The organism is Paraburkholderia sp. HD33-4 (genome assembly GCF_021390635.1).
In the GTDB taxonomy this organism is placed as follows: Bacteria; Pseudomonadota; Gammaproteobacteria; order Burkholderiales; family Burkholderiaceae; genus Paraburkholderia.
Map to the genome: position 1 here is coordinate 2,513,535 of NZ_JAJEJS010000002.1, position 22,293 is coordinate 2,535,827.

The window sequence follows — 22,293 nt, forward strand, 5'->3', positions numbered from 1 at the left end:
GATCCATATGTCGACCGTTCAAACCGCACATCCGACCAACAAGGTGATGCTCGTGGTGTTCTGGCTGTACGTGATGATTCCGCTCGCCTGGGGGGTCATCAATACGCTGACGCAAGCGATGAAGCTGTTCAAATGACGATGTGACGTGGCGCGCACCCCGGCCCTGTTCAGAGCCGGGGTGCGAATAGCACGCAGCGCCCGGGTATCCCCCTCAGCGCCCCAACCCACTATGCGCGATCTGCTGCTCGACGAACTGCGCGAACAAAGCATGCATATGGGTCGTCGGATGCAGATCGTCGGCGAACATGTAGGTCTGATCCGCATTGGCGCTCACATAGGTCGCCGGCGAACATAGCAATGACGTGTCATCGGGCGTTTTCTTCGGATCGCAGGCCTGCCCCGTATTCGACACGGTAAAACCGTTCGCCTGAAAGTTTGCGATCACCTGATTCGTCCACGTGTACGAATCGACCTCGATCACCTTCGACTGCAGCCCACCGGTTTGTAGCGCGGTATTCAACGTCTGGTTGAAAAGCTGCGACAACTGCGTGAGGTTCGCGCCGCCATCGGCCGAAGCGAGCCCCTTCGGCGCCAGCCCGATATTCGGCAGATTGACCACCACCACATGAGCGCCGCCGTTCTGCACGATCTGCCCGACGAGTTGGGCGAGCGTCGTGGCCGCCGCCTGCACGATCGGCGCCGCGGCGGGCAGGTTGCCAGCGCGAAGCACATCGTTCGCGCCCGCCCACACGAGCACGAGCTGATTGGCATTGAAGCTGCCGTGAGCGCTCAGATAGCTCGATAGCTGCTGATTGACCGGCATTTCGATGTCGCCGATGACGTCGCCCAGGTAGTCGTACTGGTTGGCCGGCGTCGCCACGGTCGAGCCGCCTTCCGCATAACCGAAGCCGCTCTGCGCACTCAGCTTATGCGTGATATCGATCGTGAACGCGGCGCTGAGCGTATCGCCGTAGTATTGCGCGACGTCCTGGGTCCACACCTGGCCGGGATTGGTCGTGAAACGCCCGCCGCCCACCGCGCCCGCGAGCGGCGCATAAGTCCCGACGTCCGACAGGCTGTCGCCGAACGAAACCACCTGCAGCTTGACACCGCCCGCCGGCTCGGCCGACGTGCTGCCGCCGCTACTCGATCCGCTGCTGCCGTTACCGCCCCCGCCGCAAGCGGAGAGCAACACGGTCGTGATGGCAAAAACTACAGCGCGGATCTTGTCATTTATGCCTCGCATTTGCTCCTCCTCGCCGGGCGGTCCAGACGGTGTCGAGTGCCTCAGGTGCGCGGTCGGTGCCCGATCGCACGCGGCTCTTCGAACAAGCATCACGCATGCCCAGCGAGGAAATGCCGCCGCTCAAAGCCTCTCGAACACCACCTCCTGCGCGCCTTCCCACAGCACCTTGGTGCCGAGTTCGCGCAGTTTTTCCTTGCCTTCGACGATCGTCAGAAAATGATTGCCCGCGAGTTGCCCCATCTTGCTCGCGAAGCAGCACGAGCCATACGCGAGGATGATCTCGGTCTCGCTATAGCCGCCCGGATAGAACAGGATGTCGCCGACCGATGGATGGCTGGTGTGATTCTCGAAGCCGACCGCGACGCCGTCGTTCTCGAGCTTGAACTCGCCGAGCGGCACCCAGCAGCCCTCGCCGCTCCAGCGCACGTGAATCAGCTTCTGCCGGTACGGCAGCAGCTTCAGGAACGCCGCCACGGTCTGCGGCGCATCGGGATGCGTTTCGGCGATGAAGGTGTGGCCGCAGGCGGTCATTTTGAGTCGGGTCATGGCGCGTTATCCGATGTGTGAGGTTGAAAGGCGCTTCGATTCTGTCGTCCGATGCAAGGCTTCGACAGATACAGTTGGTGCCACCGCGGTCAGGCCAGTTAGACCACTGGCCATCGCGGGCGACCGGCCGAGCCGCAAAGCCTTGCGCGGCATACCATGCCAGTTTGCACCGCGCGCCGCCACGAAAGTTCGTAGTTTGCAAGCTGCGCAATGCAACGCACACTGCGCAGGTGCGTGATTCCGACTGCAGAAACGCTTGCCGTCACGGCTGGCGCAGGCAGCAGCCGGCGCGCATCTCAACCGCGCAACCGGTAGGCGAGCGGCGTCGCGCCATAGCCACGTTTGAACTGCACCGAGAAATGACTGGCATTCTCGAAGCCAACCTCGAGCGCGATTTGCAGCACGGTTCGATCCGTGGCGCGCAGCAGCCTCGCCGCTTCCTCGAGCCGCAAGCGCGTGACGAACTGATGCGGCGTCTCCCCGGTCTCGCGGCGAAACACCCGAGCAAAATGAAAACTGCTTAGGCCGGCCTGCCCGGCCAGTTCGGCGATCGCCAGATCCTCGGCGAGATTGGCGCGGATGTAGTCGGTCACTCGCCGGATCCGGCGCGGCACCAGCCGTTCGGGCCGCGTCGGGCTGCCGCGCCGCGCGTCGTTGCCGCTCGAATAGTGCTGCAGCAGGTGCGCGGCGAGCGCGTGCACCAGCGTATCGACATACAGACGCGAATCGGCCGGATCGCGGGCGGCGCGATGCAGCGCGGCAAGCATCGCGGCGATCAGCGGATCGTTGAAGCGCATCGCGTCGCCGAGCGACAGCTCACGCGACGCGTCGAGCCCCATCTGTTGCGCGACGTTGTCGATCAAACCCCGCTCGATGTGCACGTGCAACGTAGACAACGGCTCGTCGCTGATCGAATGCCAGCGCCACGAGATCGGCGCGGGCGGCACGAACCACAGGTCGTTCACGCGCATATCGGCGCTTTCCCAGGATCCGCCGAGGTTGCGTTCGAGATGCTCGGCGCCGCTCGCGAGCGTCATCAGCGTGAAGTCGCGCAAGCCCGGCGCTTCGAGCAGGTCTTGCCGCACCGGCTCGAGATACGAGCGCAGCACCAGATGCCGCCACTCGCGATCCACGCTCGACACGAGTCGCTGGCCGGCCATGTAGCGGTCGTAGGCGAGCGTGGTCGTGAGCTTGGGAATTCGTGCCATCACATCCCTTCAAAGGAGGTGCCGTATGGAAGGAGAAGCGCCGCCGTACCCGTATTGCCGGTCCACTGTCAGCGCAAGATCACAAAAATGATAGCAAGGAACCGGCTACCGACATTTCACGAAATCGCTAATCATTGAGGTTGTCGTCTTTCACGCGTTTAGAACGCCGGAGCTACCGTTTCATGGAACATGAATGCGATACGCTGCCGCAATGGCTGACCGGCTCGCCGCAAGGCGAAGCCGGGCACGCGTCGGCAGCACACCCTAGAGCGGCATCCGCCCAACCGGCTTACCCGGCCGGCGTGCGGCACGCCGCGAACTCAGCCCACGCGGCTGAAGCAGTGAAGATGTCTCCTCGCGCCGCCAACGGTGCGGGGCGCAGTGGTTTTCTGACTCTGTTCACCGAGGAGGAGATCGGCACGCCGTCGCCCGCGGCGCGGCGCGCCGCGCCGCTGATCAGTCCGCTCGGACGGTTCGGCAGCGCTCAGGACCGGATGGAGTTCGTGCGTCAGCGCATCAGGCAGTTGGGCTTCGATTCGTTCAGCTATACCGCCACGCGCACGTCGTCGCATCACAAGACGATGTTCGTATTGACGAGCTACGAGTCGCAGGCATGGCTCACGCGCTATTTCCGCGAGCGCTATTTCGAGCTCGACCCGCGCGTCGCGCTCGCGTCGCCGACCGGCATGCCGTTTCTGTGGAATACGGCCGATCTGCGCGCCGACCTGCCGCGCGCGCAGTTGCGCAGCGAGCGGCTCGGCGCTTTGATCGACATGCTGGAGGCGACCGGGCGCAAGAGCGGCATTCTCACGCAGATGCCGCTGCCCGAGCCGGAGCTGAGCGCGAGCCTGTGCTTCAACTCGGAGATCGGCAACCCGCGCTGGATGACCGAATCGATCGTCGCGGAAACGTTGATGTTTGCGCACTCGATTCACGAGTTCATCTGGACGCACGCGAAAAGCGTGATCGGCATCGCTCCCGCGCAGCAACAGCGCGTCGCGCTGAGCAAGCTGCAGCATGCGGTGCTGAAGGCGGTCGTGCAGGGGCAGCGCGACAAGGAGATCGCGTATTTCCTCGGGCTGTCGCCGCATAACGTCGACTATCATCTGCGGCGCTTGCGGCAGCTGTTCAACGTGCGCAACCGCGTGCAGTTGATCAATGTCGCGCAGGCGTATCTGTCGTAGTTGACATCGCCCCGTGACGATGAAGAGGGCGCGACGGCTTTTCGCCGCCGCGCCCTCTCCTATCAACTTTTCAGTCGATAGCCGGTCCTGAAGATCCAGCCGACGATCACGAGGAACACCGCGAGAAACAGCAGTGTCATGCCGAGACTCAGGGCGACGTCGACGTCGCCTAACTCGTAGAAGCTCCAGCGGAATCCGCTGACCAGATACACGATCGGATTGAACAGCGTGACGCCGTGCCAGAACGGCGGCAGCATGTTCACCGAGTAGAAGGCGCCGCCGAGGAACGTGAGCGGCGTGACGATCAGCAGCGGCACCAGTTGCAGCTTCTCGAAGCTATCGGCCCAGATGCCGATGATGAAGCCGAGCAGACTGAACGTGACGGCCGTCAGCACCAGAAACAGCACCATCCATAACGGATGCATGATCTGCAGCGGCACGAACAGCGCGGCGGTCGCCAGAATGATAAGCCCGAGCAGGATCGACTTGGTGGCCGCCGCGCCCACGTAGCTGACGACGATCTCCAGATACGACACGGGCGCCGACAGAAGCTCGTAGATCGTGCCGGTGAAACGCGGAAAGTAAATTCCGAACGACGCGTTGGCGATGCTTTGCGACAGCAGCGACAGCATGATCAGCCCCGGCACGATGAACGCGCCATAGCTGATACCCTCCACTTCCTTGATACGCGAACCGATCGCCGAGCCGAACACGACGAAGTAAAGCGACGTGGAAATTACCGGCGCGATGATGCTTTGCATCAGCGTGCGCCACGTGCGCGCCATTTCGAACTTGTAGATCGCGCGCATTGCGTAGATGTTCATGGGTTCCCCCGCAGCAGGCTGACGAAAATGTCTTCGAGCGAACTCTGCGTGGTGTGCAGGTCCTTGAAGCGGATGCCGGCGTCGTCGAGCGATTTCAGCAGCGCGATGATGTCCGTGCGACCGCCCTCGCCTTCATAGGTGTAGGTCAGCTCGTTGCCGCCGTTCGCGACGGCGAGCCCGTAGCCGGCGAGCGCCGCCGGCACCGCGTCGAGCGGGCTCTCCAGTTGCAGCGTCAACTGCTTCGTGCCGAGCTTGCGCATCAGCTCGGTCTTCTCTTCGACGAGCATGATTTCGCCCGCGTTGATCACGCCGATGCGGTCGGCCATCTCCTCGGCTTCGTCGATGTAATGCGTGGTCAGGATGATCGTCACGCCGCTCGCCGCGAGCGAGCGCACGAGCTTCCACATGTCGCGCCGCAGCTCGACGTCGACGCCGGCGGTCGGTTCGTCGAGAAACAGCACGCGCGGCTCGTGCGACAGCGCCTTCGCGATCAGCACGCGCCGCTTCATGCCGCCCGATAGCGTGATGATCTTGTTGTTGCGCTTCTCCCATAGCGACAGGTCGCGCAGCACTTTCTCGATGTGAGCGGGGTTCTTCGGCTTGCCGAACAGGCCGCGGCTGAACGACACGGTTGCCCAGACGGTTTCGAACGCGTCGGTGGTCAGCTCCTGCGGCACGAGGCCGATCAGCGAGCGGGCCGCGCGATAGTTGGCGCCGATCTCGTGGCCGTCCACCGTCACGCTGCCTTCGCTCGCGTTGACGATGCCGCAGACGATGCTGATCAGCGTGGTCTTGCCCGCGCCGTTCGGCCCGAGCAGCGCGAAGATTTCCCCACGGTTGATCGCCAGATTGATGTTCTTCAGTGCCTGAAAACCGCTGGCATAGGTTTTCGACAGATTCGTGACCGAAACGATTGGCTGCATGGACTCGATGATGGCAGACACCGCTGTTGAATGAGAGAAATCGGCGCGAACGGGTGCGCCGCATCCGCAATGTAATGGAAAGTGCGAAAGCGTGCAGCGCACGGGAACGCGCCGGGGCGATTTCGCTGCGGCGCAAGATAGTTCGGCTTACTGATGGATTGGCACGGGATTGAGACGCAGACCGAGGCGCGGCGCGGCCGTCCGGGCGCGCCCAACCCGCGCGGGCGGCCTCGCGGACGGCCTCGCGGACGGCCTGTTACGCCGACGCGCCGCGTTGCGCGCCCGGGAAGCGGCTCGCGATCACGTGCTGGATTTCCTCGACCGACACCGGCTTCACCAGATGATGATCGAAACCGGCCTCGCGCGAACGCTGCCGGTCGGTGGCCTGGCCATAGCCGGTCACCGCGATCAGCAGCGCGTCGCCGGTGGGCGGGAGGCGGCGCATCTCCTGTGCGAGCTGGAAGCCGTCCATGCCGGGCAGGTCGCGGTCGAGGTCGAGGTCGAGCAGCACGATCTGCGGCTCTAAGTGCGCGGCCAGCTGGAGCGCGGCGTTGGCTTCGTGCGCGACGCGCTCTTCATCGCAAGCGCTGCGACGACTCGAACCTCAAGGCTGCGCACAGACAAAACTGGTCGCCAGATTTACATTGCCTTTGCCGACATAGCGCGGAAAGCCGGGATAGCGACACAGCGGCCGCGAGCGTCCATTCGTCGCCGCGGCGAGATCGGTGGCCGTCAGCGTTTCGGGTGCGACGCCGCGCGTGACCCACGCGTCGAGCGCGCCGAGCAGATCGACCGAGGGAATGAACACGCCGTTGCCATGCTGAAACCCCGGCACCATGTAGAGCCGCGCGAAACGATCGACCTCGTCCTTGCCGAAACGCGCGACCAGCGCGTCGTGATACGCGATCGTCTGGTTCGGGCTGATCACTTCGTCGGCAAGGCCCTGCAGCGTGATCAACTTGCCGCCGTGTGCGATATAGCGCGACAGGTCCGGATTCATCGCGCCGATCGTGCCCGACAGCGCGATCAGTTGCGCTCGATATTTGCCGGGCCGTTGCGGATCGAACGTCAACGAATCGAAGTCCGCATCGCGCGCAACGAAGTAGCGCAGATAGCCGTCGCCTTGCGTGAACAGATAGCCGTTCGCATAGAACGTCGGCACCGGCTGACGCCGCGCTTGATGCGCGAGCCCGAGCACGCCGGTCAGTTGGGTGCCCTGGAACACGTTGTAGCCACGATAGCCGTTCACGTCCCACGCGAGCCGATATGGCAGCGACAGCCCATCGCGCATCACCAGCAAGGTGGCCAGTTGCGCGTCGGTCAGACACGCGTCGTGCGACGAATCGTGCGATGAAGGGCGCAGCGCGCAGCGCAGCGAATCGATGATTTGCGCTTCGTGCGCGCGACACGCCTGAACGTCGCTGACGATGCCGTCCGCCGCGCCGTCGAGCCGGTCGCACACCTCGAGCGTGCGTTGGTAGACACGTTCGAGCAGCGCCGGCGGCACGAAGCCGTCCGCCGTGCCGTACTCGGCCTGGCCGAGCTTCACGCCGATCAGGCGCACGCCCGAAAAATTCAGCGCGGGCGAGTTGGCGATCACGCCGTCGTAGTCGTCGGGGAAGCGCTGCATCACCGTGTAGCCTTCACGCCCGCCCGTCGAGCCGCCGGCAAAGTACATGCGCTGCGGCGGCCGGCCGTACGCGCGCGCGATCAACGCGAGCGCGACATCGTGGGTTTTCTTCAGATGCGCGTAGCCGAAATTCGTCACCGCTTCATCGACGAGGCCAAACTCCGCGAGCGACGAATCGCCGACATGCCCCGAGTCGTCACCGAACGTCGCATAGCCTTGCGCGAGCGGCGCGCGATCCGGCGAGAACGGCATCACGCCAGTGCCGCTGACGACCACACCGTTGTACCCGCCGCCGCCGATCTGCAACGCGCGGCCATTCCAGCGACGCGGCAGATTCAGATCGAAGCGGATGTCGGGCGTGGTCGGATTCAGTGCCTTGATGCGGCCCGTGATGCGGCAATACTCGCCGCCTTGCTGATTGCCCGGCGCAGTCGCGCCGATCATTGCCGCGCTTTCGATCAGCGCGCCGGCCGTTGGCATCTCGATCAGTTCGGGCGACAGCACCGCGCCCGCGAACTCCGCGCAGTGCATCGCGAACGGTGTTTCTTTGGCCAGCGCGGCCGTGCGATGCATCGCAAGCCACGCGAGCACGACGACGCTCATCACGGTTGCGAGTCCAACCAGCCTGCCCGTCGTGCGAGTCGTGCGAATCGTGCGAGTCGTGCGCGTAGTACGCATCGGGGTCGTGATGCGCCCGCGGCGCCCGCTGCGCGTCATCCGCAACCCGCGCCCTTGGCCTGCGCGCCGGCGTGCTGCCCCTTCCAGCCGCTCCAGCCGCGCGCGATCATCAGCAGCGCGCCGATCGCCGCGAGGTCGCCGCCGAGCCCGACCAGCACAGCGCGGAAACCGTGAAAGGTGTGCGGCGTCGCTGTATCGACGATCAACGACACCAGCGTGCCGGTGACGAAGCACACGAGCCCGGTGCGCCCTACCGTCACGACGGCGGGCAGCCGCCGCGCGAGCCACCCGATGCTGCCCATCCGCACGAACTGGGCGGCGACCCACGCGATGGCGATGAAATTGATCACACGTTCCACGGAAAGGTTCTGCTTGTGCGTGCCGGGCAACGGCTGCGTCAGCACGAAAAGTTTGACGATCGCGAAGGCAAGCACCGCGACCACCGTGACGCGCGTGAACCACTGCGCGGCGTGGCTCGCATGAAAGCGCTCGCTGATCGGCCGAACGCGGCACAGCATGCCGAGCACGAACATCAACTGCCACGCAAACGGATTAAAAGCCCAGTCGGCGACATCGTCAATGCTGAATAACGCGGCAAGCGGCCGCGCAACGACCCACACCGCGAGGCTCACGGCAAGCGCGCGCGATGCCGAGCGGCGTGCGAGCGGCACCATCACGGGCACACATAGCGCGAACAGCACGTACATCGGCAGCACGCTGGACAGATACGGTTGCCGGCGTAACAGCGCGATATCGAAGGCCTGACGCCAGGGCTGCAACGCGAAAGGCGGCCACCCGCTCATTTCTACCATCGGCCGGTTCAGATCGAGCAGCGCGAGAATCGCGCCGGACACGAGCGTCAGCATCGCCGTCAACAGATACGCGCGATAGATCTCCCAGCAGCGTTTGAAGAAGCGCAACTGCGCCGCATGCTCACCGCGATGCGCAAGCACCGCGGTATACGCCGCCGCCGATGCATAGCCGCCGAGAAACACGAATACCTCGGCCGAATCGCACAATGCGTACGCGTGCAGCATCAGATGGGATAACGTGCTGCCGGGAATGTGATCGAGCACGATGACGATCAGCACGACACCGCGAAAGAAATCGACTTCGACCGATCGTCCACGACCGCGGCCAGGAATTTCCATTCGTCTTCTCGAAGAATGCGCGTCGAAGACGCGCAAGAACGCAAACGGCCACCCATTAGCGGCCCCAACTTCGGCAAAACACCAAAGACTCAATCGTTCGCACACCTCGCCTTATGCCGCGAACGAATGCGCTAACACGCCGCCTTTAATGTTCGCTTTCACAAACGGAAATCTGAAATGAAGTCGTTGGCGACTGGTAATACTCGGTGCGCTTTTATCGACCGAGCGGAAAGTTTTGCGGCTTTTCATGCGCGAAACAGCGACACCTGTACTGATGAGCGGACGCGAGCCTCGAAAATAAATCGTCGAGCACGTGCTGCGATTTTTTTCGCATTTTTTCCCCGTACGATGTTTTCGTGCTTTTCCGCCGCTTTGCGAATAGAGGTTTATGAAAAACAGAATTGCCGGATTCGATGGGTTGCGCGCAATCGCCGTGCTGATGGTGTTTCTGCAGCATCGACTATTCGGCGACATCGGCGAGATCGGGCATCTCGGCGTGTGGATCTTCTTTGCGCTGAGCGGCTTTCTGATCATCGGCATCCTGTCGTCGCAGCGCGCGCGAATCGAAGCGGGCGACAGCCGTTTCGGCGCCGAACTCGGGCGCTTTCTGTTTCGTCGCACGGTGCGCATCTTTCCGATCTATTACCTGATGCTCGTCGCGATGTGCGTGCTGATGGCATTCGGCCTCGCGAATCCGGAACTCGCGGGCGGCATGCCGTTTCACTTCGCGTATCTGTCGAACTTCTGGATCGGCTCGGTACTGCGCTACTGGCCGGGCCGCTATTCGCACTTGTGGAGTCTCGCGATCGAGGAGCAGTTCTATGTCGTGGTTGCGCCGCTGTTACTGCTGCTCGCGACGCGGCGACATCGAGCGGCGTGTTGGGCGATCGTGGTCCTCGGCCTCGCTGCGCTGTTCGCGATGCGGGCCGCGCATTGGGATGAGATCACGATCTATACGCATCCGTTGAGCAATGTCTGGTTGCTCGCGTTGGGCGGCATCGCTGGCCTCGCGATCGCGGACGATCGCGGCCGCGTGCGCGCCTTGCTCGGTCATGGCCTGACGCTGTTCACGCTGAGTCTGGTCGTGATCGGTTTGTGCGCGGCCGAACCGCGGTGGAACATGCTCGACGATCCCTTGCTGTTTACCGCAATCAGCGCCACGTACGGGATCGGGATTGCGGCGCTGGTGGCTTCGATTGCGTGTTGCCGCAATGCTGCCGTGATGAGTCTGCTACAGACGCGTTGGCTCGTCGGTCTTGGGCGTATCAGTTACGGCTTCTATCTGTATCACAACCTGATCCCCGACCTGACGCGTAATCGTCATGCCGAAGCATTGTTCGGTGGCATCGTGCCGATGTGGGCACATATGATCGGAATCGTCGCGTCGTTTGCGATCTCCGTTGGCATTGCATGGCTATCGTGGCGGTTGATCGAGGCGCCGATTTTGCGGGTGAAGACGCGGGGCGAACCGGTATTGAAAGCGACGAAGAACGTCGCCTCCGACGTCGCCTGAAAGATCGGATCGAGTTGCCGATACATCGGGCTTGTCCAATCACGCTATCATTCGGCCTCACCATCCGGCCGCTCCCCGCCTGACGCATCCTCGGGACCGAACCGGCCAAACGATAGAAGAACACGATACGCGCGGCATTCTCTCGCAATGCCGCTCGCCACACCGATTCGCCAACCTCGACCATGTCTCATTTCGCTTTCGCCACCGGCATCCTCGGGACCAGCCTGCAAACGCTCGATCTCTATGCGCTCGCCGGCATCGTGGCCGCACTGCTGTTCGGCGGCATGGTGAAGGGCGTGGTCAGCATCGGCGTGCCGCTCGTCGCGATGCCGATTCTCAGCCACTTTCTACCGATCAAGGCGGCCGTCCTGCTGCTGTCGATGCCGATCATCCTGGGCAATATTCCGCAGGCGCTCGAAGGCGGCGAGCTGCTGCCGACGATGAAGCGCATCGCGGCACCGCTCGTCGGCACCGTACTCGGCAACATCGTCGGCGTGTCGGTGCTGATCTCGCTGGCGCCGCATCGCGCCCAGGCGGCGGCCGGCGCACTGCTGATGATCGCGGCCTTGCTGCTGCTCGCCGCGCCACGGCTCACGTTGTCGCCGAGCTGGGCGAAGCCGGCGGGTCTCGTGCTCGGCTTCGGCGCCGCGCTGATGGAAAGCATCGCGTCGGTGCCAGGCCCGTTGCTCGCGATGTATCTGATCGCGACCGGCGCAACCGGCAGAGCATTCACGAAGCAGATCGCGATCATTCTGGTCGTGTCGATCATCACGCTGGTCGCCGCGTTCAGCGGCGGCGCGCATGCGAGCTGGACCGATCTGGCGATCTCGGCCTGCGCGAGCGTGCCCGTGATCGCGGGCATTCTGCTCGTGCGGCCGTTGCGCGACCGTCTGCCGCCCGCGGTGTTCCGCGTCGTGGTGCTGCTATTCGTGCTGGCCGCCGCCGCGCAGATGATCTGGAAATCGGGCGTGGTTCAGGCGCTGTTCGGCGCACCTTCGCTCTGACGCGAGCCGACGCTTCAAACGCCCGCCAGGGGGCCGTGGCACGCGCATTGCTGCTCGAAGGCTTACCTTCAGCAACTGGAGAGCACTGTGTCGAATACCGCGAACTTCCCGAACGAGCCTGAGCGCCCGGCGGATGAGGATCCCGGCATGCCGCCCGCCGAGGTCTCGAAGCCCATCGGCGATGCCATCCCCACGCCGCCCGAACCGGGCCTCGATCAGCCCCTGCCGAAAAAGGGTGAAACCCCCGCACCCGACCCGAAAAAACCCGGCCAGCACAGCGGCGACCCGTTGGGCGATACCGACCCGCCCCCGGGCGTACCCGATCCGGGACCGTCCGACTTCGCGTAGCGCTTCGGAACGTCCGTCAAGCCGCCTCGGGCTCATGCACGATCTTGAGCGTGCCCTTGTGCTCGGCGATGAGCCGATAGACGGTGTCTCCGGGCACGGTCTCGTGCTCGAGCAACTGCTCTGAAATGTCACGCAGCACCGGCTCGTACGCGTGCAGCAGGCCGTAGCAAAGTTCGTTGAGTTCCTTGAGCAGCACGTTCGCATGCTCGATTGCGCTCTTCATTTGCAGGCCCGCGTACTGCGACGGCAGCGCGGCGAGACTGAACAGATCGCCGTCGCTGTTGAAGCCGAACTTCGACACCATGTCGAGGCTGATACGCGAGGCCTCCTGCAAGTCCGACGCGGCGCCGCTCGATGCTTCGGAGAACATCAGAATTTCCGCGTTGCGTCCGCCGAGCAGCACCTGGATTTCGTTGCGGATTTCCGTTTCGCGGTACAGGTGCTTGTCCTGCGCCTTTGTGATGAGCGCGACGCCGAGCGCGCCGCCACGCGGCAGGATCGTCACTTCTTCGAGCACGCCGGTGCCAAGCAGCGCGGCGACGAGGCCGTGGCCCGCCTCATGCACCGCGATGCGCTTGCGCTCGTCCTCGGTGAGGGCTCGCTCGGCGCCGCTCACGTCGCCGATGCGCGCGATCTTGATCGCTTCCATGAAATGCTTCGCGGCGATTTCGTTGTCGCCCGCTTTGCGCGCGATCAGCCCCGCCTGATTCACGACCATCGCGACGGTGGCCGGCGACAGTCCGGTCGTCAAGCGCGCGAGCTGGTCGTAGTCGATATCCGCCGCTTTCGATTTGAGCCGCTGCGCGTAGAAGCGGAAAATCTTGGCGCGGTCTTCGCGATCCGGCAGACGCACCTGCACCGTGCGGTCGAAACGGCCGGGGCGGCGCAATGCTTCGTCGAGATTGTCGGGATGGTTGGTCGCGGCGACGACGATCACGCCCTCGTTCGATTCAAAGCCGTCCATCTCCGCAAGCAGCTGGTTGATGATCCGGTTGCTTTCGGCTTCGACCGGACCACCGCCGGTGTCGGTGCGTTTCGCGAGGCCGTCCGCTTCGTCGATGAAGATGACCGTCGGCGCGTTCTTGCGCGCGAGTTCGAACAGGTGCCGCACCTTCTGGATGCCGACGCCGTAGTACTTCGCGCTGAAATAGCTGCCCGTGATCGAAATGAAGTTCGCGCCGCATTCGCCGGCCAGCGCCTGAGCGAGCCGCGTCTTGCCGACGCCGGGCGCGCCGACCATCAGGATGCCGCACGGCGCGCGCACGCCCAGCGACGAAAACTGCTTCGGATCGGACAGGTAACCGCGAATGTCGGCGAGCGCGGCCTTCGCCTCGTTCGCGCCGATCACGTCGTCGAAACGCAGCGTCGGCGTTTCGCTGAGCAGCCTCGCGCCGCCCTTCATCTCGCGCCGCATGAACCACGCCATGCCGCCGATCAGCGCGAGCGGCAGCAGCACGCTCAGCGCGTCGCGGAACTGCTCGAACAGTTGGGTCCAGCGCGCGCCGTCGCTGTGGATGTCGACGTCGGGCAGCCATACGAGCTGATACGCGGCGGCGTCGGAGCGCTCGCCCAGCAGCAGCGCGTGCGAGAAGGTCGCGTTGTGGTCGGTGACGAAATACTTCGAGCCGTCACGCAGCGACACCAGAATCGCGTTGGGACTCACGCCGATCGCCGCGACGTTGGTGTCGTGAATGTCGCGCAGCATCGTCGACGCGTCTTTCTCCGCATGCGTCCACGCGGAGGCATCGTGACGCATCTGGCTCGCGATGCCGCTCAGCGCGGGCGCTTGCGGCTCGGCGCGATGCTGGAAATACCAGCCGCCCCAGCCGACCAGTACCGCGAGCAGCACCGCCACAGCCGCCACCACGATTTTGCGTGCGCGTCTTTTCCCAAGCGAATTATTTCCCGGCTTCATGAGTCATTTCCAAAATGCGGACTTGAACAAGCCCTTACTTAATCAAGCTGTCTGTCAAAATTACCTGTCGAAATCGGAATTCGGAGTCTTCGGGAAAATCGGCTGAGGTGAAGCGCCACACGGACGTGGCGTAATGGACAATCCAGAAGGACGACGCTATGTGCGTCCCGGTGAGTCGCGTTGGCCGAAGGCAGTATGCCGGGGGGACGCGTCTGTCAAATTCGCGGAAAAGGCCTATTTGTGCCGTCTATCCGGCCGTCGACACGCCGGAAGGGGGACGCGGCGAACGCGCGAAAGGCGTCGCCGCATTGGCTCCGGCGCACAGTTTATCAGCGTAAAAAGCGACGCGTGTTTTTAAATGTCTATATCTAACCGCACCCCAATTAAAATCAGTCAGATTTACTGCAAAAAGTGGGGATTTCGACGCGGCTTAAATGATGTGAAAATAGCTCGCGATTAAGTCGGGGTTTTGAAATCAGGGGAATGGAAACGGATCGCGGGCAGGAAGGCGAACGCCACGCTCGCTCGACGAAGATCGGGCGGATGAGCGACGGGCCTCTGCGGGCCCGTTCGCGTCATCGCCACTTTCTCTCAGGTTCCTGCTTATTTTTGCGCCGATACCAGACGGCATCGGCGGTTCTCTCCTGCGCTGCACTACTGCTGGTCCTCGCGGACCACCCCGATAAATCAAGCGGCCGTGCGCCGCGCGACGCCAGTACGCGCCGTCACATCCAACATGCCCCGCAGCCTGGCGATGCGCGTGCGCTGACTCGCGATCAGCTCATGCGTCTCTTCGAGCGCGCGAATGCGCTGTTCCCAATAGACGTGGTCGAACTCATCGGGCCGCGCCGCGTCCTCGCGCGCCACATAGCTGAGCACACTCTCGAGATGCGTCAACTGGCCATCCGCGACACTGGCCGGAAGCCGCCCGCCGCTTTGCACGGCCGGTTGCCTGCTGGTAAGGCTCATCTTCGCTACCCCCGTGTGCTGCCTGTTGGCCTGATGATTCCGCCGCGTCGACCGCTACAATCGCAAGCGATCTGCAATTTAATCATGTGACGATAACGCAGCTTTCTGGCGCGGCTTGACCGTACGTCTCAAAATGGGGCGCGGGGCGCGAGAAATGCTGCTGCTATCGCCCCGCCTTGCTCTGTCAACCCATCCATGCTTTCAATCGCAGTCATTTCATGAGCCAGCGCCCGTCACCGTCCCACCACGCCGCGCGCGCCGCGGCCGATTCACGCACGGTCGTGTCGACGAATCGTTTCAGCACGCACGCACTCGCACCGGGCGAGCAGTTTCTCGCGTGGCGTCAGCGGGTCGGCCATGTGATCGACGCGCCACCGTCGCGGGAGCAGATCGCCAACGGTTTTCGCGGGGAAATCGATCTGTACGCGGTCGGCGGCATGGTGTTGACCGACTGTCGCACCGAGGCGATGCTGCTGGAGCGCTCGGTCGCGCGCATCTCGACCGACCAGCGGCGCGATTACGTATTCCATCTGTTTCTCGAGGGCGAGGTCGGGTACATCACGGGCATGCGCAAGAAGCGCAGCGAGCCGGGCTCGGTGGCGGGCCTCGTCGCGCTCGATATGAACCAGCCGTTTCGCGTCGAGCGGCCCGAGTGCCGGGTGCTGAGCCTGTTCGTTCCGGCGTCGCTCGTCGACGAGCAGTTGCGCGACGGCGTCGGGATTCATGGCCGCATCGTGCGTAACGAAGCGCCGCTTGCCGGGCTCGCGCTGGGCCATCTCGCGGCACTCGCGCATGAGGTCGCCGCGCTCGATGCCGCTGCCGCGATCGACGCCCTGCAGACCGGCAGGCAACTGCTGATCGCCGCGTTCCGCAAAGAGGCGCGCCTGACCGGCGCCGACCGCGCGGCGTTGCAGTCAGCGTTGATGGCGCAGGTACGCCGCTATATAGACGCGAACCTGCATCAGAGCGACCTGACGCCGGACCACATCGTGCAGGCGCTGCATCTGAAACGCGCGACGATCTATCGCTGGTTCGAGCACGAGGGAGGGCTCGCTGCGTATATCCGCCATCGGCGGCTGCGCGAAGCGGCGGACGAGCTCGTCCGCTTCCCGCACCTTCAGGTCACTGAAATCGCGTATGGGCTGGGATTTGTCAGCGCGTCGGACTTTACGCGCGCGTTCCGGCGCGCGTTCGACATGAGTCCGCAAGACCTGCGGGCTCGCGCGCTGGAGTTGCGGCTGATGGAGATGGTGTAGACGCGGCTGGCGCCCTCGAAAGCGCAGCCGCCTCGCCGCGACGCAAGCGGTTCAGGCGGCTCGCGCCGCTCAGGCGAACAGTCGTGCCACCACTCGAACAACCGCTCAGGCCGCGCGCGGCCGCCCCTTGCGCTTCGGCTCGACCGCCCGGACGACCGCCACCGGCGGCGCGACGCGCGGCGTGCGCTTGAAATACGGCGAGCTGAGCGCGGCCGCGCTCATGTCCGACACGGCTTCGAGCAGCGCCGGCGCAAGTTCCTTCAGCCGTGCGTCCGGCAGGCGGCTGGTCGGACCCGCGAGGCTGACGGTGCCGACCACCAGCCCCGTCACCGGATGACGGATCGCGGCCGCCATCGACGTCATGCCCGCCTCGTAGGTTTCGCTCGCGATGCCGTAGCCGCGCTTGCGCGCGCCGGCCAGGTCCTGCAGAAACTGCTGGATCGTCTTCGGCGCCTTCGGTCCGAGCGGCCCCGCCTTGCCGATGCCGCCCTGGCGCGACACGAGTTCGAGCGCTTCCTCGTCGCTCATGGTGGCGAGCCACGCCTGGCCGCTCGCGGTGCAGTGCAGCGGCGGGCTGCTACCCATGTCCGGGTCGTAGCGCAGCCCGGAGCGCGCGCCCTGCGCCTTGCCGACGAAGGTAATGTGATCGTCCTCGATCACGCCCAGGCGCGCCAGTTCGCCCGACGCGCTCGCGAGCCGATCCAGCACCGGCTGCGATATATCGAGCACGCCGGCAGTGGACAGCCACATCAGCCCGAGCGACACCAGCTTCAGCGCAAGCACGTACTCGCCATGCTCATCCTGACGCACGTAGCCTTCGTCGCTCAGCTCGGCGAGCAGCCGATGCGTGCCGCTGCGCGGGATGTTCAGCGTATCGGCAATCGTGGCCAGCTGCATGCTGCCGCCCTGCTTCGCCAGCAATTCGATGATGGCCAGCGCCCGCTCGAGATTCCCCGCCATGATCCACTCTCATTCGATTCGAATCCCACATGAGAACATGATTCCACATCGGAATTCAAGGGCACGGCGGGCACTGGTTCCGGTGCGATCAATGCCCGATGCCCGCGCTCACGCGCAGCAGCGGCCCGCGATGCCGCGCGCCCTTGAGCAGCACCGCCGCGGCGCCGACCGCCGCGGGCAAAGCCAGCGACGTGAACACCTGGCTGAAGCCCCAGTTCGCGTGCAGCATGCCGGCGCCGAGCATCGCGCCCGCGATCCCGCCGAAGCGGCCAATGCCCAGCATCCAGCTGGTGCCGGTCGCACGCATCCGCGTCGGATACGAGCTTGCCGCCAGTGCGCAGAACCCGGTGTTGGAGCCGTTCATGCAGTAGCCCATCAAGAACGCGAGCACGGCCATCGCCGTGATGCCGTGGCCCGGCAGACCCATCGCCCACGCGAGCACGCCGCCCGCGAACACGGTCGCGCCGAGCGCGCGGTGCGCGTTGAAGCGGTCCATCAACCAGCCGATCGCGAGCGAGCCGATCGTGCCGCCCGCCTGGAACAGCGCGCCAACCAGCGCCGCCTCGCCGAGCGTGAAGCCCGCACCGCGAATCAGCGTCGGTAGCCAGCTACCGAGCAGGTAGACAGTCAGCAGCCCCGCGAAATAGCAGATCCACAGCATCACGGTGCCGAACGCGTAACCGCGCGACAGGATCAGCCGCACCGGGCTGCGCTCGCTGTTCGGCGCCTGCTGCGCGACGGCGGGCGCGACGAAGCGCGTCGATTGATCGGCGACACCGCGCTCGATGCGGTTCAACACCGCGACGAGCCGCGCGCGCCGCGCGTCCTTCAGTGCAAGATAGCGCGCCGATTCGGGCAGCCAGCGAATCATCAACGGCACGTACAGCACCGGCAGCACGCCGCCGAGAATCAGCACCGAGTGCCAGCCGTGCGCGGCGATCAGCCATGCGCTGACGAAGCCGCCGCCGGCCGCGCCGAGCGTAAAGCCGCAGAACACGGTCGTCACCATCAATGCGCGGCAGCGCTGCGGCGCGTATTCGGCCATCAACGTCGCGGCGTTCGGCATCGATGCGCCGAGCCCGAGGCCGGTCAGAAAACGCAGCACGGTCAGCTCGCCGATGTTCGTCGCGAACGCGGAGCCGAAACTCCACACGCCGAAGAACAGCACCGCGCAGGTCATCACCGTCTTACGGCCGAAGCGATCCGCGAGCGGTCCCGCGCACAGCGCGCCGAATGCGAGGCCGAGCAGGCCGCCGCTCATCACGGGGCCGAGCGCATCGCGCGGAATCGCCCACGCGCTCGACAACGCCGGCGCGATAAAGCCGACCATCACGGTATCGAGCCCATCGAGCGTGACGATGAACATGCACATCAGCAATACGAGAATCTGAAAGCGCCCGATGCGGCGCTCGTCGAGCCACTGCTGTACGTCGAGTGCGCGCGACGCGGACGTGCCGTGCCGCGGCGCCTTGCTTGAAGGTTCCATGCCTGCTGTCTCCTGATCTTTTATCGTGATCGATTGGGCAAGCCGGTCCCTCGCGCCTCTTTGCCGTGCGCTTTTCGTGAAGGACCAGCCGGGGGTGAACTGCGGTGTGCGGTTACATCATGACGTGATAGATGACGGCGCCGCCGTGTAAGTCCGCTCGAGCAGAGCGAGTGTCGCCTCGCGCAGCCTGCGCGCCCGTTCGAGCGCGGGCGCGGTTTGCGCCCATTGCTGCATCGGCACTTCGAGGCTGATCGGCAGATCGTCGGGCAGCGCACGCAGGATGCCGGCGAGATCGAGGCCGCCCTCGCCCGGAATCATGCGCTCGCAACGCGCCTGATACAGCAGCGTGTCGAGATCGGTCGGCCGTTCGGCCGGTGCATCGCAGAACTGCACGTAGCCGAAGTACTCGCGCGGCAACGCGCGCAACGTGTCCGTCGAGGTCCCCGCGCGATCGAAGTGGATCGGATCGACGATCAGCCCGGTGTTGCGCCGCGCGGCCGCCTTGACGATGCGCGCGCCCTGCGTAACGTCCTTCACGTCGGTCCACGGCATCGGTTCGAGCGATGGCGCGAGGCCGCGCGGTTCGGCCAGCTCGCACAGTTGTGCGAGCCGCTCGGCGGTACGCGCTTCGTCGGGATCGTTGCCCGCGACCAGCACGTAGCGCGCGCCAAGTTCGGCGGCGGTGTCGAGCATCGGCAGCCATGCGTTCACATCGGTGTCGGGCTTCAGGCGCAGAATCTCGACGTCGAGCACCTTGACGCCGGTGTCGCGCACACGCGCAAGCGTCTCGCGCTTCAACGCGCCCGGGTTGATGATGTCGTGGCGCACTTCGTGATCGGTGGCGGGTACGAGACGCAGGCCGACGTAGTCGTAGCCGGCTTGCGCGGCGCACTCGACCATCTGCGGCGGGCTCAGTTCGAGCACGGTCAACGCCGATAGCGACAGCGCGCGCGGGTTTTGCTGGGTCATGTCGTTTCCTCGAATTGGGTATCGCGCTCAGCGCAGCGGCGAGAACGGCGCCGGCATACAGATCGTCGATTCCATCGTCGTCAGATGGGCGGGGCCACCCTTCGGCGGCCAGATGCCGTCCTTCACCGCTTCGGCGCGAATCCGCGAACGTTCGTCGACGCTCGCATACGGCCAGATGTTCAGGAAACGCGGCACAGCGCCGTCGAGCGCATACATCGCGCCGATGAGCGGCGAGCGCCTCGTGCGCTCGGGTACCGCCTTTTCCCAGGCGTCGATGGTGTGCTGCAAGCTCGCGAGCTTCGTGCCGTACACGCGCATCTCGTAGATGCCGCCGTGAGCCGCAGGCTCGATCGGCGGCAGAAACGGAAACAGCGCATAGCTGTCGATCTTCACGTCGGTGACGGATTCGCCGCAGCCGAACGGATTGCCTTCGAGCAGCATACGCTTGCGTTCGGCGATCAGCGCCGCTTCGGAATCGAAGCCGCGCAGCACCAGCACCTGCCCCAGCGTGCCGATATCGGAGTACCAGCAGCCGAGCAGCTTCGAGCCGGGCGCGTCGCCATGCGACTGGATGCTTTCGAACACCTGCGCGTTGGTGCCGATTTTCACGGTGAGCGTGACGAGGTCGTAGAGGTTCATCAGATGCGTCCTTGTGACGGGATGGAAGAATTCGGAGTGGGTTCGGTGCGCGCGGCACGGGCCGTGTCGTCGGCCTGCTTCCCGGCTGCCAGCGACAGCCCCGCCAGATACCCGAAGGTCATCGCGGGTCCGAGCGTGATGCCGCCACTCGGATAGCAGCCGCCCATCATGCTCGCGCTGTCGTTGCCGACCGCGTAGAGACCCGACACCGGCTGGCCCGCGTCGTCGAGCACGCGCGCGGCGGCATCGGTGGCGAGCCCGGCGAACGTGCCGAGGCTGCCGGGCAGCAGCTTCACGGCATAGAACGGACCATGTTCGAGCGGCGCGTTGCAGGGGTTCGGCTCGTGCCGTGCGTCGCCCTGCACGCGGTTGTACGGCGTCGAGCCCTTGTGGAACTGCGGATCGAAGCCGTCTTTTGCGTAGCTGTTGTAGGCGGCGACAGTCGTTTGAAGACCTTGCGGATCGATGCCGCATTGCGCAGCCAATTCGGCGAGGCTATCCGCACATTGCAGATAACCGGAGCGGCGATACGGCGCGGTCGGAAACGGAAACGGCTTCGAAAAGCCGAGCCCGTAACGGCGCTGGAAGCGGTGGTCGCAGATCAGCCATGCGCAGACCTCCTCGCCCGCCGGCGTCGTGCCGATCAGCGCATTGATGAAGTCGTGATACGACGACGCCTCGTTGACGAAGCGCCGACCCGCGCGCGTGAGCGCAATCACACCCGGCTTCGCGCGCTCGATCAGATGCGGAAACGCGACCGCGGCCTCGCCGCTTTTGCGCGGCACCAGCGACACCGGCGCCCACGCCGCCGGCGTTTCCAGCGACGCGTCGAAGTGCGCGCCGACCGCTTCGCCGAGGCGGATGCCGTCGCCGGTATTGGTCAGCGGCGCGGCTGACCAGTGCTCGCGCCCTGAAGGCGTATAAGCGAAGGTTTGAGCGCGGCGCGCGACGTCATGCGGATAACCGCCGCACGCGAGCACGACGCCGCGCGCCGCGTGCACCTCATGAGCGACACCGTCGATCTCGACGCGCGCACCGATGATGCGCCCGGTCGCAGCGTCGCCTTCGCGCAGCAATGCCACCGCTTTCGCGTTGGTGCGCAAATCGACCGCGCGGTCCTGCGCCGATTTCAGCAGACGCGCGACCAACGCATTGCCGTTGACCAGATGCATCGAGCGGCCATGGAGAAGCTTGTCCCGCGCGAACGCCGCGAGCCGGCGCAGCACATACATGGCCGAGCGCGGCGAACGCGTCGCGTTGAAGAAATGCGCGAGATCCTGGCCGGACGCGATCGCCATGCCCTTCAGCGTCACCACGTCGAGCGCGGGACGCAGGCGGTCGATCAACGGACCGAGTTCGCGGCCGTCGAACGGCATCGCGCAGATCGAGCGGCCGCCCGTCATCGCGCCCGGCGTCGTATGAAAGTCGGGAATGCGGTTGCCGTCGATGAAACGCACCGCCGTCTCGCGCTCGAAAAACTCGATCATCTCCGGACCGTGATCGAGCAGAGCGTCGACCTTTTCCGGATCGTAGTGCGCGCCAAGCTCGTTGCGCAGATAGGTGCGCGATGCTTCGGATTCCTCGACGATGCCCGCGCGCGCCGCGAGAGGATTGCGCGGAATCCACATCCAGCCGCCCGACCATGCGCTCGTGCCGCCGAACACGTCGGCCTTCTCGGCCACCATCACACGCAGGCCTTGGGTGGCTGCCGTCACCGCGGCGGAAAGTCCCGCCGCGCCGGAACCCAGCACCAGTACATCGCATTCGAGGATCGGTTCGCGCTTCATCGCCATTCGCTTCGTCGGTTGAAAAATCCGGGTTGCTGCATTTGTTGAATACTATTC

General features: G+C 64.7%; 20 protein-coding genes and 1 pseudogene. 6 read left to right on the plus strand and 15 right to left on the minus strand.

The features are described 5' to 3' along the window. Positions 1-7 precede the first annotated feature (7 nt). Positions 8-136: an MFS transporter small subunit gene (locus L0U84_RS31315; RefSeq protein ID WP_233855933.1), complete on the plus strand. Its 129-nt coding sequence runs from the start codon at positions 8-10 to the stop codon at positions 134-136. Positions 137-211: 75 nt separating this feature from the next. Here L0U84_RS31315 and L0U84_RS31320 read toward each other — a convergent pair whose 3' ends face one another. The 3 genes from L0U84_RS31320 to L0U84_RS31330 form a co-directional block, all read right to left on the minus strand. Then, the gene (locus L0U84_RS31320; RefSeq protein WP_233855934.1) at positions 212-1,246 is read right to left on the minus strand and encodes an SGNH/GDSL hydrolase family protein; all 1,035 of its coding nucleotides are present in this window, start codon (positions 1,244-1,246) and stop codon (positions 212-214) included. Between the two features lie 120 nt (positions 1,247-1,366). Continuing rightward, positions 1,367-1,792 carry a DUF3830 family protein gene (locus L0U84_RS31325; protein WP_129961603.1) on the minus strand — a complete coding sequence of 142 codons (426 nt, stop codon included), beginning with the start codon at positions 1,790-1,792 and terminating at the stop codon, positions 1,367-1,369. 296 nt (positions 1,793-2,088) lie between these two features. Then, positions 2,089-3,000 carry a helix-turn-helix domain-containing protein gene (locus tag L0U84_RS31330; protein WP_233855935.1) on the minus strand — a complete coding sequence of 304 codons (912 nt, stop codon included), beginning with the start codon at positions 2,998-3,000 and terminating at the stop codon, positions 2,089-2,091. Between the two features lie 182 nt (positions 3,001-3,182). Between L0U84_RS31330 and L0U84_RS31335 the strand changes: the two genes are divergently transcribed. Beyond that, positions 3,183-4,184, plus strand: coding sequence for a helix-turn-helix transcriptional regulator (locus tag L0U84_RS31335; RefSeq protein WP_129961601.1), 1,002 nt, complete (start codon positions 3,183-3,185; stop codon positions 4,182-4,184). 62 nt (positions 4,185-4,246) lie between these two features. On the opposite strand, the gene L0U84_RS31340 is transcribed toward L0U84_RS31335, so the two are convergent. From L0U84_RS31340 to L0U84_RS31360, 5 genes and pseudogenes are all read right to left on the minus strand, one after another. After that, entirely contained in the window at positions 4,247-5,008 is a 762-nt protein-coding gene (locus tag L0U84_RS31340) for an ABC transporter permease (RefSeq protein WP_233855936.1), read from the minus strand. Next, a complete protein-coding gene (locus tag L0U84_RS31345) occupies positions 5,005-5,931 on the minus strand; it encodes an ABC transporter ATP-binding protein (protein WP_233855937.1) in 927 nt (308 codons plus the stop codon). Before L0U84_RS31345 ends, L0U84_RS31340 begins: the two co-directional genes overlap by 4 nt. A gap of 256 nt (positions 5,932-6,187) precedes the next feature. Further along, positions 6,188-6,490: pseudogene (locus L0U84_RS31350) on the minus strand (response regulator); the annotation flags it as partial. A gap of 45 nt (positions 6,491-6,535) precedes the next feature. Continuing rightward, positions 6,536-8,164, minus strand: coding sequence for a tannase/feruloyl esterase family alpha/beta hydrolase (locus tag L0U84_RS31355; protein ID WP_233856898.1), 1,629 nt, complete (start codon positions 8,162-8,164; stop codon positions 6,536-6,538). A gap of 110 nt (positions 8,165-8,274) precedes the next feature. Then, positions 8,275-9,390: an OpgC domain-containing protein gene (locus L0U84_RS31360; protein WP_233855939.1), complete on the minus strand. Its 1,116-nt coding sequence runs from the start codon at positions 9,388-9,390 to the stop codon at positions 8,275-8,277. Between the two features lie 388 nt (positions 9,391-9,778). Between L0U84_RS31360 and L0U84_RS31365 the strand changes: the two genes are divergently transcribed. The 3 genes from L0U84_RS31365 (at position 9,779) to L0U84_RS31375 (ending at position 12,255) form a co-directional block, all read left to right on the plus strand. Further along, positions 9,779-10,903 (plus strand): acyltransferase family protein, encoded by a 1,125-nt coding sequence (locus tag L0U84_RS31365; protein ID WP_233855940.1) that lies wholly within the window; start codon positions 9,779-9,781, stop codon positions 10,901-10,903. Positions 10,904-11,085: 182 nt separating this feature from the next. Continuing rightward, positions 11,086-11,907, plus strand: coding sequence for a TSUP family transporter (locus L0U84_RS31370; RefSeq protein WP_233855941.1), 822 nt, complete (start codon positions 11,086-11,088; stop codon positions 11,905-11,907). Between the two features lie 87 nt (positions 11,908-11,994). Beyond that, the gene (locus L0U84_RS31375) at positions 11,995-12,255 is read left to right on the plus strand and encodes a hypothetical protein (protein WP_233855942.1); all 261 of its coding nucleotides are present in this window, start codon (positions 11,995-11,997) and stop codon (positions 12,253-12,255) included. 16 nt (positions 12,256-12,271) lie between these two features. On the opposite strand, the gene L0U84_RS31380 is transcribed toward L0U84_RS31375, so the two are convergent. Together L0U84_RS31380 and L0U84_RS31385 are read right to left on the minus strand one after the other, a co-directional pair. Next, entirely contained in the window at positions 12,272-14,170 is a 1,899-nt protein-coding gene (locus tag L0U84_RS31380) for an ATP-dependent metallopeptidase FtsH/Yme1/Tma family protein (protein WP_233855943.1), read from the minus strand. A gap of 687 nt (positions 14,171-14,857) precedes the next feature. Beyond that, entirely contained in the window at positions 14,858-15,139 is a 282-nt protein-coding gene (locus L0U84_RS31385; RefSeq protein ID WP_233855944.1) for a hypothetical protein, read from the minus strand. Between the two features lie 218 nt (positions 15,140-15,357). Here L0U84_RS31385 and L0U84_RS31390 point away from each other — a divergent pair, with 218 nt between their 5' ends. Beyond that, positions 15,358-16,395, plus strand: a complete 1,038-nt coding sequence (locus tag L0U84_RS31390) for a helix-turn-helix domain-containing protein (RefSeq protein WP_233855945.1) — start codon at positions 15,358-15,360, stop codon at positions 16,393-16,395. A gap of 105 nt (positions 16,396-16,500) precedes the next feature. Here the strand turns inward: L0U84_RS31390 and L0U84_RS31395 are convergent, their stop codons facing one another. From L0U84_RS31395 to L0U84_RS31415, 5 genes are all read right to left on the minus strand, one after another. Then, entirely contained in the window at positions 16,501-17,355 is an 855-nt protein-coding gene (locus L0U84_RS31395; protein ID WP_233855946.1) for an IclR family transcriptional regulator, read from the minus strand. Positions 17,356-17,443: 88 nt separating this feature from the next. Beyond that, on the minus strand, positions 17,444-18,841 hold the full coding sequence (locus tag L0U84_RS31400; RefSeq protein ID WP_233855947.1) for an MFS transporter: 1,398 nt from the start codon (positions 18,839-18,841) through the stop codon (positions 17,444-17,446). A 117-nt stretch (positions 18,842-18,958) separates the two neighbouring features. Next, the gene (locus L0U84_RS31405) at positions 18,959-19,810 is read right to left on the minus strand and encodes a sugar phosphate isomerase/epimerase family protein (protein ID WP_233855948.1); all 852 of its coding nucleotides are present in this window, start codon (positions 19,808-19,810) and stop codon (positions 18,959-18,961) included. 27 nt (positions 19,811-19,837) lie between these two features. Beyond that, complete coding sequence (locus tag L0U84_RS31410) at positions 19,838-20,449, minus strand: NIPSNAP family protein (protein ID WP_233855949.1); 612 nt, start codon at positions 20,447-20,449, stop codon at positions 19,838-19,840. After that, entirely contained in the window at positions 20,449-22,236 is a 1,788-nt protein-coding gene (locus L0U84_RS31415; RefSeq protein ID WP_233855950.1) for an FAD-dependent oxidoreductase, read from the minus strand. Before L0U84_RS31415 ends, L0U84_RS31410 begins: the two co-directional genes overlap by 1 nt. Positions 22,237-22,293 lie beyond the last annotated feature (57 nt).